The organism is Mesorhizobium sp. M1329 (assembly GCF_040318035.1).
Taxonomy (GTDB): domain Bacteria; phylum Pseudomonadota; class Alphaproteobacteria; order Rhizobiales; family Rhizobiaceae; genus Mesorhizobium.
Map to the genome: position 1 here is coordinate 1 of NZ_JAMYLN010000061.1, position 15,929 is coordinate 15,929.

The 15,929-nt window shown below is 63.4% G+C and carries 16 protein-coding genes and 1 pseudogene; 8 read left to right on the forward strand and 9 right to left on the reverse strand.

Translation table 11 applies throughout. The annotated features are described in order from the left end of the window. Nucleotides 1-183: 183 nt before the first annotated feature. Nucleotides 184-564, reverse strand: coding sequence for a YciI family protein (locus NKH21_RS31895; protein ID WP_352664363.1), 381 nt, complete (start codon nt 562-564; stop codon nt 184-186). Between the two features lie 35 nt (nt 565-599). Further along, on the reverse strand, nt 600-1,784 hold the full coding sequence (locus NKH21_RS31900; protein ID WP_352664364.1) for a pyridoxal phosphate-dependent aminotransferase: 1,185 nt from the start codon (nt 1,782-1,784) through the stop codon (nt 600-602). A gap of 83 nt (nt 1,785-1,867) precedes the next feature. On the opposite strand from NKH21_RS31900, the gene NKH21_RS31905 reads away from it, so the two are divergent. The 4 genes from NKH21_RS31905 to denD all read left to right on the forward strand — a co-directional run bounded on the left by NKH21_RS31905 (nt 1,868) and on the right by denD (nt 4,900). Beyond that, a complete protein-coding gene (locus NKH21_RS31905) occupies nt 1,868-2,554 on the forward strand; it encodes a GNAT family N-acetyltransferase (RefSeq protein WP_352664366.1) in 687 nt (228 codons plus the stop codon). A gap of 114 nt (nt 2,555-2,668) precedes the next feature. Continuing rightward, the gene (locus NKH21_RS31910) at nt 2,669-3,652 is read left to right on the forward strand and encodes a cation diffusion facilitator family transporter (protein ID WP_352664367.1); all 984 of its coding nucleotides are present in this window, start codon (nt 2,669-2,671) and stop codon (nt 3,650-3,652) included. 62 nt (nt 3,653-3,714) lie between these two features. Beyond that, nucleotides 3,715-3,921, forward strand: a complete 207-nt coding sequence (locus NKH21_RS31915) for a hypothetical protein (RefSeq protein WP_352448198.1) — start codon at nt 3,715-3,717, stop codon at nt 3,919-3,921. A 1-nt stretch (nt 3,922) separates the two neighbouring features. Beyond that, on the forward strand, nt 3,923-4,900 hold the full coding sequence (denD, locus tag NKH21_RS31920; protein WP_352664369.1) for a D-erythronate dehydrogenase: 978 nt from the start codon (nt 3,923-3,925) through the stop codon (nt 4,898-4,900). A gap of 24 nt (nt 4,901-4,924) precedes the next feature. On the opposite strand, the gene NKH21_RS31925 is transcribed toward denD, so the two are convergent. The 4 genes from NKH21_RS31925 to NKH21_RS31940 all read right to left on the reverse strand — a co-directional run bounded on the left by NKH21_RS31925 (nt 4,925) and on the right by NKH21_RS31940 (nt 8,931). Continuing rightward, a complete protein-coding gene (locus tag NKH21_RS31925; RefSeq protein ID WP_352664756.1) occupies nt 4,925-6,079 on the reverse strand; it encodes a nickel/cobalt transporter in 1,155 nt (384 codons plus the stop codon). Further along, nucleotides 6,076-6,744 (reverse strand): DUF1007 family protein, encoded by a 669-nt coding sequence (locus tag NKH21_RS31930; protein ID WP_352664371.1) that lies wholly within the window; start codon nt 6,742-6,744, stop codon nt 6,076-6,078. The genes NKH21_RS31925 and NKH21_RS31930 overlap by 4 nt, the downstream gene beginning before the upstream one ends. An 86-nt stretch (nt 6,745-6,830) precedes the next feature. After that, nucleotides 6,831-7,730 carry a LysR family transcriptional regulator gene (locus NKH21_RS31935; RefSeq protein ID WP_352664373.1) on the reverse strand — a complete coding sequence of 300 codons (900 nt, stop codon included), beginning with the start codon at nt 7,728-7,730 and terminating at the stop codon, nt 6,831-6,833. Between the two features lies 1 nt (nt 7,731). Continuing rightward, nucleotides 7,732-8,931 (reverse strand): amidase, encoded by a 1,200-nt coding sequence (locus NKH21_RS31940; RefSeq protein WP_352664375.1) that lies wholly within the window; start codon nt 8,929-8,931, stop codon nt 7,732-7,734. Between the two features lie 563 nt (nt 8,932-9,494). Between NKH21_RS31940 and odc2 the strand changes: the two genes are divergently transcribed. Both odc2 and NKH21_RS31950 read left to right on the forward strand, forming a co-directional pair. Further along, on the forward strand, nt 9,495-10,628 hold the full coding sequence (odc2, locus tag NKH21_RS31945; protein ID WP_352664377.1) for an ornithine/lysine decarboxylase: 1,134 nt from the start codon (nt 9,495-9,497) through the stop codon (nt 10,626-10,628). A 95-nt stretch (nt 10,629-10,723) separates the two neighbouring features. Beyond that, nucleotides 10,724-11,326, forward strand: a complete 603-nt coding sequence (locus NKH21_RS31950; RefSeq protein WP_352664379.1) for a GNAT family N-acetyltransferase — start codon at nt 10,724-10,726, stop codon at nt 11,324-11,326. 50 nt (nt 11,327-11,376) lie between these two features. Here the strand turns inward: NKH21_RS31950 and NKH21_RS31955 are convergent, their stop codons facing one another. Then, the gene (locus tag NKH21_RS31955; protein WP_352664381.1) at nt 11,377-11,661 is read right to left on the reverse strand and encodes an SCP2 sterol-binding domain-containing protein; all 285 of its coding nucleotides are present in this window, start codon (nt 11,659-11,661) and stop codon (nt 11,377-11,379) included. 348 nt (nt 11,662-12,009) lie between these two features. On the opposite strand from NKH21_RS31955, the gene NKH21_RS31960 reads away from it, so the two are divergent. Then, nucleotides 12,010-13,743: a chloride channel protein gene (locus NKH21_RS31960; protein WP_352869856.1), complete on the forward strand. Its 1,734-nt coding sequence runs from the start codon at nt 12,010-12,012 to the stop codon at nt 13,741-13,743. A 56-nt stretch (nt 13,744-13,799) separates the two neighbouring features. Here NKH21_RS31960 and NKH21_RS31965 read toward each other — a convergent pair whose 3' ends face one another. Further along, a complete protein-coding gene (locus tag NKH21_RS31965) occupies nt 13,800-14,810 on the reverse strand; it encodes a nucleoside recognition domain-containing protein (protein ID WP_352664385.1) in 1,011 nt (336 codons plus the stop codon). 118 nt (nt 14,811-14,928) lie between these two features. Here NKH21_RS31965 and NKH21_RS31970 point away from each other — a divergent pair, with 118 nt between their 5' ends. Next, nucleotides 14,929-15,381, forward strand: a complete 453-nt coding sequence (locus NKH21_RS31970; protein ID WP_352664387.1) for an Lrp/AsnC family transcriptional regulator — start codon at nt 14,929-14,931, stop codon at nt 15,379-15,381. A 128-nt stretch (nt 15,382-15,509) separates the two neighbouring features. Here NKH21_RS31970 and NKH21_RS31975 read toward each other — a convergent pair. Continuing rightward, nucleotides 15,510-15,698 (reverse strand): annotated as a pseudogene (locus NKH21_RS31975) (VOC family protein); the annotation flags it as partial. Nucleotides 15,699-15,929: the final 231 nt, after the last annotated feature.

Genomic DNA, 15,929 nt, shown 5'->3' on the forward strand with positions numbered 1-15,929 from the left:
GCTCCCATGCAGAACCTGGCCCATAGTGCATCCTTTGATTCGGACGACAATGATGAACCATCAAAGCCTGGGATCAAACATCTAGAACGGTTCGTCGTTTCACAAACGCTGAACCGCTCTAGCTTTTTTGTTTTGACGCATGTCGTTATCGCAAAACCGCTGCACACTTTTGCGCGACATGCATTAGGGCCGCGTGACCGGAAGCGGCACGCCGGGAAGATAGAGCGAAATCGGGCGGATTTCGTAGACCGCGGTCGGATTGACGCGGCGAAGATCGCGCGCAATGTCGATAGCGGCGTCACGGTTGGCGCAGTCGACGACATAGAGCCCCAGCAATTGTTCCTTGGTCTCGGCGAAGGGGCCGTCGATAATCATTCCGGTGCCTGGCCCGCGCAAGGTACAGGCGTCCTGTGTCGCGCCGAGCCGGGCCGCCGGCCCAAGGGTGCCTTGCCGGTAGAGCCGATCGTTGATCTGGAGAAGATCGGTCATCAGCGCCGCATCCTGCTCAGGCGTCAGTGCCGTAATCGCTTCTTCCTCGTGATAGGCAAGAATGGCATAGAACATCTGGCGTCTCCTTTCGTCCGTCGTGTACCTCGTCCTCACTTGGCCAGGAACGCCTCGATCCGCTCCAGCGCGCGCAGGATGTTCTCCTCGGAATTGGCGTAGGACAGCCTGACATAGCCTTCGCCGAGAATGCCGAAGTCGGGGCCGCCGATCAGCGCCACGCCGGCATCCTCGAGCAGCGCCGAGGCGAGCTTCTTGGCCTTCCAGCCGGTTTTGGAAATATTGGGGAAGGCATAGAAAGCACCTTTCGGCGTGATGCAGGAAATGCCGGGCAAGGCATTCAGCCCCTCGACCACGACCTTCCTGCGGCGGTCGAAGGCGCGCATCATCCTGTCGACGTCGTCCTGCGGGCCGTCGATGGCGGCTATGCCGGCATACTGGCTCGGCGCGTTGACGCAGGACCAGCAATTGACCGCCAGCTTGCGCACCTTGTCGTAGAGATGCGCGCCCTTGTCACCGTTCGGCCAGATCGACCAGCCCATGCGCCAGCCGGTCATCGCCCAGGTCTTCGACCAGCCGTTGAGCACGATCAGCCGATCACGGATTTCGGGGAAGGTGAGCAGCGAACAATGCGTCTCGCCGTCATAGGTCATCACGTCGTAGATCTCGTCGGAGAGGATGGCGACGTCCGGGTGTGCTTGCAGCCCTTGGACCAGCTTCTCGATCTCGGCGCGAGGCGTGACGCCGCCGGTCGGATTGGCGGGCGAGTTGAGGATCAGCAGCCTGGTCTTCGGGCTGATCAGCGCCAGTGTCTCCTCGGCGGAAAAGGCGAAGCCGTTCTCCTCGCGCATCGGCACCGGGATGGGGGCAGCGCCGGTGAACTCGATCATCGAGCGGTAGATCGGAAAGCCCGGATCGGGATAGAGAATTTCGGCGCCCGGCTCGCCGAACATCAGGATCGCCGCGAACATGGTCGGCTTGCCGCCGGGCAGGATCATCACCGCTTCCGGCGAGACTTCGACGCCGGTGGTGGCCAGTGTGCGGCGGACCACCGCTTCGCGCGTCGCCAGCAGGCCGTTGGCCGGCGTATAGCCGTGATGGCCGTCGCGCAGCGCCTTGATCGCGGCCTCGACGATGTGCTGCGGCGTCTTGAAGTCGGGCTGGCCGATGCCGAGATTGACGATATCGCGGCCCTGATGGGCAAGTGCCGTGGCACGCGCCAGCACCGCGAATGCATTTTCCTCGCCGAGGCGGTCGAAGGCCGAAATCGTGTGGAGCATTTTTCTTGTCCGTGTGGTTCTTTCAGCGAGCGTGCGTTTTTGTGAGCGTCCGCCCGCAAAAGTCAAACGGATTGGAGTTTTCGGTGTCGGAAAATCTCAAGAATTGGCAACCGCGCCCGCGGCCCGAACGCAAGGTGCTGGAAGGGCGCACTGTCAGGCTGGAGCCGCTCAAGGCCGAAAAGCACGGCGACGGCCTGTTCGAGGCCTCGTCGGTGGCCGATGCCGGCGATCGCTTCGCCTGGCTGTTCGACTACCCGCCCCAGACCCGCGCTGCCTTCCAGCCGTGGCTGGACAAGGCCGAAGCCAGCGATGACCCGCTGTTCTTTACCGTCATCGACAAGGCCAGCGGCAAGGTCGCCGGGCGCCAGACGCTGATGCGCATCGACGCCGCCTACGGTGTCATCGAGATCGGCAACATCTATTGGGGCCCGCTGATCTCGCGCAAGCCGGCGGCGACGGAAGCGCAGTTTCTGTTCATGAAGTACCTCTTCGACGAGCTTGGCTACCGCCGTTACGAATGGAAATGCAACAATCGCAACGAGCCGTCGAAGCGCGCGGCGGAACGTTTCGGCTTCAAGTTCGAGGGCATTTTCCGTCAGCATCTTGTGGTCAAGGGCGAAAACCGCGATACCGCGTGGTATTCGATCATCGACAAGGAATGGCCTGATCTGCGCAGAGCCTATGAGGCGTGGCTCGATCCGGCCAATTTCGACAGCGATGGCCAGCAGAGGCGGCGGCTCGAGGATTTTCGCGCTGAGTTCGGCGCCTGACCATGATCCCGAAAAGTGGACGCCGGTTTTCGGATAAGATCATGGTCAAACAAGAAGACAGAGCCTCCATCCCGATTCTGCCGGGATGGATCAGGCTTTAGCAGAGGCTCGTAGATGGCGCATACCCACGACCACGCTTCGCAAGGGCATGACGACAGCCATGGCGCAGGGCATGTGCACGGCTCGACCGACAAGAAGCGCGTGCTGATCGCTGCCTGCCTGACCGCCGGCTTCATGGTTGCGGAGACGCTGGGCGCCATCTTCACCGGCTCACTGGCGCTGCTGGCGGATGCCGGCCATATGCTTGCCGATTGCGTCGCGCTCGGCCTTGCCTGGTATGCCTTTCATCTTGCGAGCCGGCCGGCGACCGTGCGCCTCACCTATGGTTTCGGCCGGGTCAAGACGCTGGTCGCCTACACCAACGGCATCGCCATCTTCGCCATCGCGCTGTGGATCGTCTACGAGGCTTGGGGCCGCTTGCAAGCGCCGGCTCCGGTGCTCGGCGGGCCGATGCTGGTCGTGGCGATCGCCGGCCTGCTGGTCAATCTCGGCTCGTTCTACGTGCTGCATGGCGGCGACCGCGGCAGCCTGAATATGCGCGGTGCCATCCTGCACGTGCTCGGCGACCTGCTCGGCTCGGCGGCGGCGATCGTCGCGGCGCTGGTGATCCTGGCGACGGGCTGGACGCCAATCGACCCGATCCTGTCGATTCTGGTCTCGCTGCTGATCCTGTCCACGGCCTGGTCGCTGATGCGCGAGGCAGCGCACGTCCTGCTCGAGGGCGTGCCGGTAAGCCTCGACCGCGACCTGATCGCGAGGGACATCGAAGGCTCGGTCAAGGGCGTGCGTGAGGTGCATCACATGCATGTCTGGTCGCTCGATGGCTCCAGCAACATGGCGACGTTGCATGCCTGCCTCAATGACGGCGTCGATGCGCATATGGCGGTCAGCGCGATCAAGAAACGGCTTGCGGCGGAACATGGCATAGCCCATGCCACCGTCGAACCGGAATTCGGCCAATGTGCAGACAGCCATGAGCATGATGACGAGCACGATCATGCGCATGACACGGCACCGCACCGCGGCCATTATCACTGACTTCGGGAGTTCTGGGTATTGGCAACGATCGACATGAACTCCTGCCACCTTCGGACCACGTGATGGACCGCGACACCCGCAATGCGGCGATCGGCGCCGCCTGGGTTTTGCTGCTGTTCGGCATCGCGGCCTATTATCTTCCAACCGTGATGCTGGCCGTCGGCAAGGTCTCGACGGTGCTAGCCGGCGTCGTCGCCGCGATCTTCATGGTGGCAATCTTCGTCGTGTTCTGGCTGCGTAGCCGCAGCCAGCGCAAAAAAGGAAAATGACATGCGCATTCTGATTACCGGCGCGGCAGGCATGGTCGGCCGCAAGCTCATCGCCAGGCTGGCCAAGGACGGGACGCTCGGCGGCCGCAAGATCGCCGCGCTCGACCTTCACGACATCGTGCCGCCGCAGGCGCCCGCCCTCGACGGCGTCAGCATCAGCGTCCACACCGGCGACCTTGCCGCGCCGGGCGCGACGGCAGATCTGGTCGCGCCGCGGCCCGACGTGATCTTCCATCTCGCCGGCGTGGTCTCGGGTGAGGCGGAGGCCAATTTCGATCTCGGCTACCGCGTCAATCTCGACGGCACAAGGGCGCTGTTCGATGCCATCCGGCTGGCGGCATTTGCGCCGCGCCTCGTCTTCACCTCGTCGATCGCCGTGTTTGGCGCGCCGTTTCCCGACATCATTCCGGACGAGTTCCACCCGACGCCGCTGACCTCCTACGGCACGCAGAAGCTGATCGGCGAGGCGCTGCTTGCCGACTATACCAGGCGCGGCTTCTTCGACGGCATCGGCATCAGGCTGCCGACCATCTGCGTCAGGCCGGGAAAGCCGAACAAGGCGGCCTCAGGGTTCTTCTCCGGTATCATCCGCGAGCCGCTGAGCGGCCATGAAGCGATCCTGCCGGTGCCGCGCTCGGTCGTCCACACACACGCCAGCCCGCGTTCGGCGGTGAATTTCCTCATCCATGCGGCGCAGATCGACGGCGCCGCCGTCGGGCCGCGCCGCAACCTGACGATGCCGGGCGTCGCCGTCACTGTCGGCGAACAGATCGAAGCGCTGGAACGCGTCGCCGGCGCCAAGGCGGTGAAACTGATCCGCGAGGAGCCCGACGAGACGATCTGGGCGATCGTCAAGGGCTGGCCGACACGCTTCGAGGCGCGGCGCTCGAGGGAGCTTGGCTTTGCCGCCGAAACGAGCTTCGACGACATCATCCGCGTCCATATCGAGGACGAGTTGGGTGGCAAGATCCCTAGTTAAGCGCCCTGATCGGACGCAACGAGGTCAGGCGCCAGTCAGGCTGGCCGAAAGCAGCAGCAGTCCGAACAGGAAGACGAAGGCGGCGCCGCCGATCTCGACGAAGGAATGGATGCGATTGCCCATGCGGCCATCGCCGGCGAAATACACCGCCCAGTTCTTCGCGGTTACTGCAAGCGTCGCCAGGGCCGAGACGGTGATTGCGGTGCCGAGCGCCATAGCCAGCACCGACAGGATGCCGCCGAACCACAGGCCGTTGAGCAACGCAAAGCTCAGCACGATCAGCGCGCCGGAACAGGGGCGGATACCGACGGCAGCCACCGCCGACCAGGCCGTGCGCCAATCGAAGCGATCGCCGGAAAGCAGCGCCGGGTCGGGCGCATGCGAGTGCCCGCAGGTCTCGCAGATCTCGCCCGCCGCGTGGCTGTGGTGGTCGTGCGCAGCATGGGTATGATCGTGGGCGCCGTGATCGTGATGGTCATGCGCATGATCATGGTGGTCATGCGCATGAAGCGCGTGCGAATGTGCCGCATGGGCATGCGCGGAATGTGAATGGCCGGCATGTGAATGGCCGGCATGGGCAGCCGAGAGGCTGTAGCCGGGGCTTGCCCCGAACAGGCGCAGGATGGCCGGACCGGCCTTGCGCCACAGCAGCCAGGCGCCGAACAGAGTGACGAAGACATAGCTCATGATTTCGAGGAACCATGCGGCGTCGGTCATCGACACAGCAGTGCCGCGCAGCACGAAGTAGGCCACCAGCATCACCACGATCGCGGTCAGCGCCTGCAGCAGGGCCGAGACGAAGGACAACATGATGCCGCGCCGGAGCGCCACTTCATTGGCCACCATGTAGGACGAGATCACCGCCTTGCCGTGACCGGGGCCGGCGGCGTGGAAAATGCCATAGGCAAAGGACAGGCCGATGAGCAGCCACAACTTGCTGCCGTCCTGGCGCATCGCCTTCATCGCGCCGGCCAACGCATGATAGAATTCCTGCTGGCGCAGATTGATCCACATCAGGATGTGGGCGAACGGACCGGTGGCGGTTGGAGCCATGCCGTCATTGGTGCCGATGCCGAGTGAGCTCTGGGCGTGGGCGGAGCCGAGAAAGTGCGTCATCACAAAGGCGACGGCCAGAAGACCGACTGCCAAACGCAGGGGCGGTTTGCTCACTGGATCTATCCTTCCGGCTGACAGGTCAGTTCAAGCTTGGTGGCAAAGATCTTGCTCATGTCGGTGCCTGTCGGATCGTTGAAGAAGGCCTCGGTCAGGGTCTTCTGGTTCTGGGCGATCGCCTCGTCCGGGTTGGGGCGGACGACCTTGCTGGTGCAGGTCGTCGGCAAGCCATCGACCTGCAGATTGGCATCCTCGGTAAAATCGATCGCGGTGTAGAAGGTCGGGTCGTAGACGCCGATATCTATCTTGCCGCTCAGTTTGATCGGCACCTTCGGTTCAGATTCAAACAGGATGATCAACTGGTCATTGTCGAAATTGGCCATCAAATGCGGCGGCGGGGTCATTGCCACGTCCTTGCCGTCGACGGTGACGAGCTGGAAATAGTTGAATTCGGCAAGCGAGGCATGGACGGTGTCGGCGACATCCTTCAGCTCCTTGTCATCGAGTTTCAGGTCGGAATTCTTGTCGAACTCCATCATCACCGTGCTCGAAAACAAATCATCGAAGCGCCAGACATGGCGCAATGCCTTCACAGTTTGGTGATCCGGGCTAAGGACCACTTCGAGGCGGGCTTCAGCGAAGACGTGGGGATGCACCTCAGCCGGTCCGACGGCGGCAAACGTCGCGGTCAGGGCCGAAGCCAGCATGATTGCTTGCCGTTTCAGGTGCATTCTCGGTCGCGATTCAATCGGCTTCGGTAAATTGCCGACAGTTACCAGAAAGCGGGCGAAAATGGGACCGCAACGCGACTGAACGCTCATGTGTTGTCCAGCGTCTTGAACCACTGCACCAGGAAGTCGACGAAAACGCGAACTTTTGCAGGCAGATAGCGCCGGTGCGGATAGACGGCAAAAATGCCGCCGCCGGGCAGGATGCGGTCGTCCAGCACAGTCACCAGCTTGCCGTTTTCGATGTCGGGCGCGGCGATGAAATCCGGCAGGACGGAAAACCCCAATCCCGCGACGGCGGCCGCCCTTGCCGCCATCGGGCTGTTGACCTCGATCGGGCCGGAAACCGAAACGCTCACCGTATCGCCGCCGTCGCCCTTGAACGGCCAGTTGGTGAGCCAGCGGCCATTGGTATCGATGATGCAAGGCACGCGGGCAAGGTCTTGCGGCCTGACCGGCATGCCATGCTTGGCGATCAGTTCGGGAGACGCGCAAAGCCGTACCGAAAACGGGGCCAGGCGTCTGGCGATCAGCGAGGAACTTTCCAGCCGCGAAATGCGCACCGCGAGATCGAAACCCTCCTCGACCAGATCGACGAAACGGTCATCGAGATGGATGTCGAGCACGATGTCGGGATGCTGCTTGGCGAAATCGATCAGAGACTGGCCGATCGGCGCGTCGGCAAAGGTGCGCGGCGCGGACAGCTTGATCCTGCCGCGCACGTCGCCGGAGGATTCGCGCACCGCATCGGCAAGGCTATCGACCTCGCGCACGATCTCCGAGGCGCGGCGGTAATAGGTGTGGCCGGCCTCGGTCAGGGAAAACTGCCTGGTGGTGCGGTTGAGCAGCAGCGCGCCGAGCTCGTCCTCCAACTCGCGCACATATTTCGACAACAGCGCCTTCGAGCGGCCGATCTTGCGCGCCGCCGCCGAAAAGCCTTCGGCCTCGACCACGTCGATGAAGGCGCGCATGCGGGTCAGCGTATCCATGTCATGCGCCTCCTTGGTGGGCCGAAAGGATGCGGGCGGCCAGCGCAATCAGCTGCCGGTCGCTGTTCTTCGGGCCGAGCAGCGAAAGGCCGAACGGCGCCCCGCCGGTCTTGCCGAGCGGCAGCGTGATTTGCGGAAAACCGGACAGGCCGGAAAGGCATAGCAGTCTCAGCGCGCGCTCGCGATAGGTCTGCAAATCGTCGAATGACGCCGCCTTGAGCGGCGCGGCACCCGGAACGGTCGGAAGCACAAGAACGCCGTCCTCGCCAAGCAGGCCGGCAAGCTCGAGGCGAAACGAAACGCGACGTTCCGTTTCACGTTGCGCGGTTGCCGCGTCGACGGTCGCGCCGTGCTCGAAACGCTCCTTGACACCGGGTCCCAGCATGCGGTCGCCGCCGGCGATCCAGGCGCCGTGATTTTGCCAGGCTTCATAGCCCTGCAGCTTGCGGAAGCACCAATAGAGATCGTCGGTCGAATGAGACAGCGGGCCGACGCTGCGCGGCGCGCCCAGCACCGAAGCGACGCTGCGGAGCATGGCGCGATATTCGTCGGCCTCGTGCGGGCCAGGCACGAGGCCGTCCAGCGCAGCGAGGGCGACGGGGCGTCTCAGTTCGTGGGAATGCGGATCGTCGCCGAGCAGCACCGTGCCGACCTTTTCGTAGGTGACGATATCCTTGGCGAACCAGCCGAACGTGTCCAGCGAAGGCGCCAGCGGCATGGCTCCGTCGAGCGGGATGCGGCCATGCGTCGTCCTCAGGCCGACCAGGCCGCAGAAGCTTGCCGGCGCACGGATCGAGCCGCCGGTGTCGGAGCCGGTGGCGATATCGGCGAGCCCGCCGGCGACTGCCGCGGCAGAACCGGAGGACGAGCCGCCGGTGACGCGATCGGGTGCCGCCGGATTGACCGGCGACGGGAAATGCGCGTTCAATCCCAGCAGGGAAAACGCCAGCTCGTCGGTCTGCGTCTTGCCGACGAAACGCGCACCCGAATCAAGCAGCGCCTGGACGGCCGGCGCGGTCGCCATGGCCGGCGAAGCCTCCCGGTATTTCTGCGGATTGCCGCAACCGGTGCGGTAGCCGGCGACGTCGAAGATGTCCTTGACGGCAAGCCGCAAGCCGGCAAGCGGGCCGGATTTCGTATTGGCTACAGGGGTTTGATCAAGGTCGAGAAAAGCGTTCAGCGGGCCGCGAGTGCCTGTCATGCGTTCGATATCCGGATGTGCTTGCCGCAGCATTGTTCTTCTGGTTGCCGCAGCATTGTTCGATGCCACAAATTTTACAACCTGCCATACGATTTTTATTGATTGTGAAATCTTTCGATCTTATATCGCGCTTGCCCAAAGTCGCACGTGCCTGTGGGTGTCCGCCGATCCTCGAATGGTGAGGGCAATCGGTAAGGTAACTGGAGCCAACCCCTCCAGTCGGTTTAGCGGCCAACCGCCAACCGAGGACACCTTGAAGCAACGACGGTGCGGGCCTTTCTGGTGTTCTGCCGGTCGTCCAAAGACCGGGGTTACTGAAGAGGCACACCTTCATTGCCGGCAGTGCGGACGGGTCTCCCATCCAAGCCAAGGCAGACAAAGCGAACCGAGGCCGGGCAAGGCCAAGGTTCACCGCCGCGAGACGGCGCTTCATGGTTCCGGGGTCTCCACCGGCTGGTTCCATGGATTTCCGTCCCGCCTTTGTCCACCGCGTGTTCGCGAGGCCGAGAGCCCGCGTCCGCAAGCCTTTGTGCGCGCCGAAAGGCGCTGATGGAGAGACCCCGATGGCTACCCAGCGCATCCTTGACTTTCTCGCCACCCGACGTCCGAACGGCCCGTGCCTTGTCGTCGACCTCGATGTCGTGCGCGACAATTTCCGCGCCTTCGAGAAGGCACTTCCCGATTCCAAGATCTACTATGCGGTGAAAGCAAATCCGGCGCCGGAAATCCTGCGCCTGCTTGCTGCGATGGGCTCGTCCTTCGACACCGCTTCCGTTGCCGAAGTCGAGATGGCGATGGACGCCGGTGCGCCGGCGGACCGCATCTCCTTCGGCAACACCATCAAGAAGGAGCGCGACATCCAGCGCGCCTACCAGCTCGGCATCAAGCTGTTTGCGGTGGACTGCGTCGAGGAGGTCGAGAAGATCGCCCGCGTCGCTCCCGGCGCCCGCGTGTTCTGCCGCGTCCTGACCGACGGCGAGGGCGCCGAATGGCCGCTGTCGCGCAAGTTCGGCTGTGTGCCGGCGATGGCGGTCGATGTGCTGCGCCATGCCAAGGCGCTCGGCCTCGACGCCCATGGCGTGTCGTTCCATGTCGGCTCGCAGCAGACCGACCTGACCGCCTGGGACCGCGCGCTCGCCGACGCCAAAAAGGTGTTCGCGACGCTCGCCGACGAAGGCATCGTGCTGAAGATGGTCAATATGGGCGGCGGCTTCCCGACCCGCTATCTCAGGGATGTGCCGGTGGCGCAGGCCTACGGCCAGGCGATCTTCTCGGCGCTCAGGAAGCATTTCGGCAACGCCATCCCCGAGACGATCATCGAGCCGGGCCGCGGCATGGTTGGCAATGCCGGCGTCATCAAGTCGGAGGTCGTGCTGATCTCGAAGAAGGCCGACAACGACAATGTGCGCTGGGTGTTCCTCGACATCGGCAAGTTCGGCGGTCTCGCCGAGACCATGGACGAGGCGATCCGCTATCCGATCGTCACCGCGCATGACGGCACCGAGACCGCGCCTTGCGTGCTCGCCGGCCCGACCTGCGATTCGGCCGACGTGATGTACGAAAAGACGCCGTACCCGCTGCCCCTTTCGCTGACCATCGGCGACGAGGTGCTGATCGAGGGCACCGGCGCCTACACGACGACCTACGCCTCGGTCGCCTTCAACGGCTTCGAACCTCTCCGATCCTACGTGATCTGACGGTTCGAAAGAACCGATCAGATCATCCCGAGGTGGGCGCCTGTCGCCCACCCGGGCTCGCCTGTGGAACAATCCGCTCGTGAAGGATCGCGGAAATGGACGTTTTGGATTTCATTGTTGAAGGCGCCGCGGGAATCTCCCCTTCGAAGGGGGAGATTACCGGCGCTTTTGTCATCACCGCCGAAACCGCCGCCGACGTTGGCGCGCGCGAGGCTTTGCTCGATCGCGCCATGGGGCCGAAGCGCCGGAAGAAGTCGTCGGAAAAGCTGCGGCGCGGCCGCCGGCCTTCGGAGGGATTGGCCTTTGTCGCGCGCGATGCGTCGGGCACTGTTGCCGGCACCGTGCGGCTGTGGGACGTGGTGCTGGGCGAAGGCGGCAAGGCAGCGCTGCTGCTCGGCCCGCTTGCGGTCGACCCGGCGCTGAAAAATGCCGGCATCGGCTCGGCGCTGATGCGCCAAGCGGTCACTGAGGCCGAGCGGCTTGGCCATGCGGCGATCCTGCTGGTCGGCGACGCCCCCTATTACGAGCGCTTCGGGTTTTCGGCCGCAAAGACCGGCTCGCTGGCTATGCCGGGGCCTTACGAGCGGCACCGCCTGCTGGCGCGGGAACTGGTTGTCGGCGCGCTCGACGGCGCGCAAGGCACGCTGAAGGCGGCCGGGCGCAAACTGAAGGCGCAGAGACTGCCGCTCGCTGCCTGATGGTTCGAAACAAGCCGCCGATCGCGGCGGCTTGTTTCGCCTTAACTGGATCAGCCGATCAACTGGCTGAGCGCCATGGCGACTGTCATGTCGCCTTCGACCTTTATCTTGCCGGACATGAAGGCCATGGTCGGGTTGAGATCGCCTGATATCAGCGAGTCCAAATCGTCGAGTGACAGCTTTATCGTGCAATCGGCCGGCGCATCGGTGGTCGAGACATCGGCGCCGTCGATGACGATGACGCCGTCGCTGCCGGTGTCGAATTTCACGGAGCGATCGAACCCGGCGCTCGCCACGCGCGACCTGATGTTGTCGGCAATCTCCTGAACGCTCATGGCGGTTCTCCTCGTCTGGTTGCGTTTGTCGCGCCTCGACGCTTCGACCTGGGGCGCTTCGACCTGGCCGAAGCCGCTTGCCTGGTTTTACAGCCACGGCCGCCGGCGCATATAGCTTCGGGTTGACGTTTACGTCAACGCAGTTCCCCGAGCCGAACATGGGCTTTATCGCCGCAGCATCACGCGGGCATGACAGCTCGGCGGCCGGCATGTTGCCATGCGGTGCCGCCGGGCGTATCAGGCACCCACGAATATCGGCGAGCCGCCCCGGTGCTTTCCAGAAACGAACCGCCCAGAAACGAACCGCCCAGAAACGGACCGCAAGTCTATGCCCGCCGGTTGCGCGCGGTGCTGATCCGATCGATCCCGCTGCTCGAGGCGCGCGGCATCGCCGTCGTCATTCTGGCGGCTTTGGTCGGGGTGATGGCGGGTGCGCTGGTCACCGGCATGAGCGGACTGGTGCAGGTCCTGCATGGGCTTATGTTCGGCGTTCAGCCCGGCGGTCGGCTTTCAGCGATGTTTTCGCTGCAAAGGCCGGAGCAGGCGCTGATACCGGCGATCGGCGGCATCCTGCTCGGGCTGACGGTGATCTGGCTGAGAAAGCGGAAGTTCCGCACGCCGGTCGATCCGATCGAAGCCAACGCGCTTTATGGCGGCCGCATGTCGCTGACCGACACCTTCATCATCGCCGGGCAGACGATGATCTCGAGCGGCTTCGGCGCTTCGGTCGGGCTCGAGGCCGGTTATACGCAGGTGGGTTCGGGCCTGGCGTCGCGGCTGGCGCGCTTGTTCGGGCTGCGCCGCAACGATGTCCGCATCCTGGTCGGCTGCGGTGCCGCCGGCGCGATCGCCGCCGCCTTCGACGCGCCGCTGACCGGCGCCTTCTACGGTTTCGAGCTGGTCATCGGCATCTACTCGGTCGCCAATGTCGCGCCGGTTATGGCCGCCGCGATCTCGGCCTCGCTGACCGCCGAGGTGTTCGGCGGCGTGCCGTTTCCGCTGGAACTCGCCGGCCTGCCGGCGCTGACGGTCAGCCAGTATTTGCCTTTCATGCTGCTCGGGCTTCTGGGCGGCGGTGCTTCCATCGCCATCATGCATCTGGTGAGCCTGATCGAGCGCGTCTTTGCCCGGCTGTCGATCGACGCCTCGCTGCGCCCAGCCATCGGCGGTGTAATGGTCGGGCTGCTGGGGCTGGTCACGCCGCAGGTCCTGTCCAGCGGCCACGGCGCGCTGCACCGCGAATTCGCGATGAATTACGGGCTGGCCGTAGTGGCCAGCGTCTTCGTGCTGAAGCTGGCGGCCTCGGCGATCTCGCTCGGCTCCGGCTTCCGCGGCGGCCTGTTCTTTGCCTCGCTGTTCCTCGGCGCACTGCTCGGCAAAATGTTTGCCGGCGCGATGGCGTTCGTCTCGCCGGCGACCGGCATCGACCCGGCCGTCGCCGCCGTCGTCGGCATGACCTCGCTCGCCGTCGGCGTCGTCGGCGGCCCGTTGACGATGACCTTCCTGGCGCTGGAATCGACCCGCGACCTGACGCTGACCGGCGTGGTGCTGGCCGCCTCGCTGATGGCGGCGATCCTGGTGCGCGAAACGTTTGGCTATTCCTTCTCGACATGGCGCTTTCACTTGCGCGGCGAAACCATCCGCAGCGCGCATGATGTCGGCTGGATGCGCAGCCTGACTGTCGGCTCGATGATGCGAAAGGATGTCCGCACCATCGACGCCTCGACGACGCTTGCGGAATTCCGCAAGCAGGTGCCGCTCGGTGCCTCGCAGCGCGTCATCGCGGTCGACGCCGACCTGCATTATGTCGGCGTGCTGATCGTCGCCGAATTGCACAGCCATTTGTCGGATGACGAGATGCCGGTTAAGTCCTTCGCCAAATTCAGGGATGCGGTGCTGGTGCCGAGCATGAACGTGCAGTCGGCGGCCGAGACCTTCCAGCGCGCCGGCGCCGAGGAATTGGCGGTGGTCGAGGATTTCACCGACCGCAAGGTGGTCGGTTTGCTGACCGAAGGCCATCTGATGCGGCGCTATGCCGAAGAACTCGACAAGGCGCGGCGCGATCTGTCGGGCGAGGGGTAGCCGCGTCCTGTGCCGATAGCGATGCGAGACACATGTCGGCTGCTGCGTAAGGAGGGCTACGTCAACGGCCCGCCAATCGCCGGCTCCGAAATCCGATTGCGCGAGCCGTCTTCTTCCTTGTGGGAGAGTGTCTTGAAGAAAAGAGCGTCGGGAACCGCCTTGATTACTTTTGCGATCACGGCGGTCGCGAGCACGGCAAACGCCAGGCGACCGAGAAGCACGCTCGTAACATCGGCGCCAAGTGCGACAACGACCAACGTATCCTCAACGAGGCTATGGGCAAAACCCATGAACACGCAGGCGAGGAATATCTGGCGCGGCTCCGCGCTAGGCGTGCGCGCCTCGCGGATCAGCAGTCCTGCGCCATAGGAAATCCCGAGAAACAGGCCGACAGCCGCGAAAGGTACCGTCTGCCTTTCGATGCCGGCGAGCCGAAAGAGCGGTGCAAGCCCTCTGTTCATCCACTCCAAAATGCCCGACATCCTGAGAAGCTCGATCACCCAGCTCAGCGCAAGCAGAACGACGAGCATGATGCCCAGAGTTTTGAACGTACCCAGGAGAAAGCCGCCCCAGCCGGTGCTTTCATTCGCCGGCATCCACGCCGGCTTCACCGGTCCTGACAGCCATCCGGTCACGGCGAGTATCTGATGCAGAAGGACAGCAAAGACCAAACCCCCGCCAATACGAAGCGCCGCGGTGACCAGGAAGCTCGGCCCGGCCTTCTGGATGATGCGTTGCTCGATCGGAATGGCATGTGCAAACAGCAAGAGAGCCGAAAGAACCGTCATGTCGGCAGTGCTGAGCGCCGAAACCGGAACCAAGGTGAATACGATCACAAGCGCGCCCCAGATCCCGACCAGCAATCCCGTCAGCCAGGCAAAGGCGAGTTCAGGTGGCAACCCCACCTGCAACATGAGCGGGGAGAAGAACGGTGAAATCGCCTGGATGACGCCAAGGTCCTGCAGGAGCCGCGTGGCTATCGCAACCGGAACGATCACGCGAACCAGTTCCCAATAGATTTCAAGCGTTTCCAATGTCTTGCGATAGAAGGCGGCGCAAATTGCCATCATGCTGCTCCATCATCCCTGGAGCCATCTGCGTAACCTGAGACGCTTCGCATTTGTGGTCAAAGTTTGCGATTCCGTGCAATAAAATTGCAATACAGCGAGGATGAGTGCGACCGATATGGACAAGATCGACAGAAGGCTTCTTAACCTGCTCCAGGATGATGCGTCACGAACGAACGCCAAACTGGCGGGGTTAGTCGGGCTTTCCCCTTCGAGCTGCCTGCGCCGCATACGACGACTGAAGAAAAGCGGCGTCATCAGCCGCGTTGTCGCGCTTCTCGCACCGGCAAAGGCTGGCCGGGGCTTGAAGGCGATCGTCACCGTCGAACTGGAGCGTCATGGCGAGCAGTATATGCGGGACTTTCTCGAGTTGGCCGCTCAGGAACCGGCCGTCACTCAGGCCTACAGCGTGAGCGGCGAAACCGACGCCGTCCTCATGCTCCGCCTGACGGATATCGAAGAGTTCGATGCGCTATGCGAGCGACTGTTCCGAGACCAAAGCAACGTCGCGCGATACCAAACGATGTTCGTGATCCGAACGGCCAAAGAAGTGACCGCAATTCCACTGTAGTGTTCGGGTTGCGATAGACTTGCTAGTCCGTGAATTCGTAAACGAGCATTGCCAGTTCTGTAACACGGCTGTTCTTCTCGCATCGCGGAGGGTCGCAAAGATGCCGGCTGCTGGGCTGGCACTATCTCTGGGCCAGCAAAAAGCAGCAGATGCCCGTCCGGGTCCTTGACGATGAAATCTCGCGCGCCCCACGGCTCGCTGTTGAGGGGCTGCAAGAAGGGCACGCCGGCGGCTTGAAACTCGAGAAAAAGCTGCTTGATTTCTTCCGCCGTAGCGACGGTGAGCGAGGCGGAGAGTAGTTGCTCGCGTTCTCGTAGCCCCGGATCGATCACAGCACCGCCAAAGTGGTCCCGGCTAATAAGGGCTATGTCTTGACTCAAACTCTGCCAAAGACAACGTTCGGCAGGTCGATACGCAATCGGTGGTGCTGTCGTTCGACTCGCTGCTGGTGCCGAACGTGTAATCGGCGGCCGAGACCTTCCAGCGCGCCGGCGCCGAGGAATTGGCGGTGGTCGAGGATTTCACCGACCGCAAGGTGGTCGGTTTGC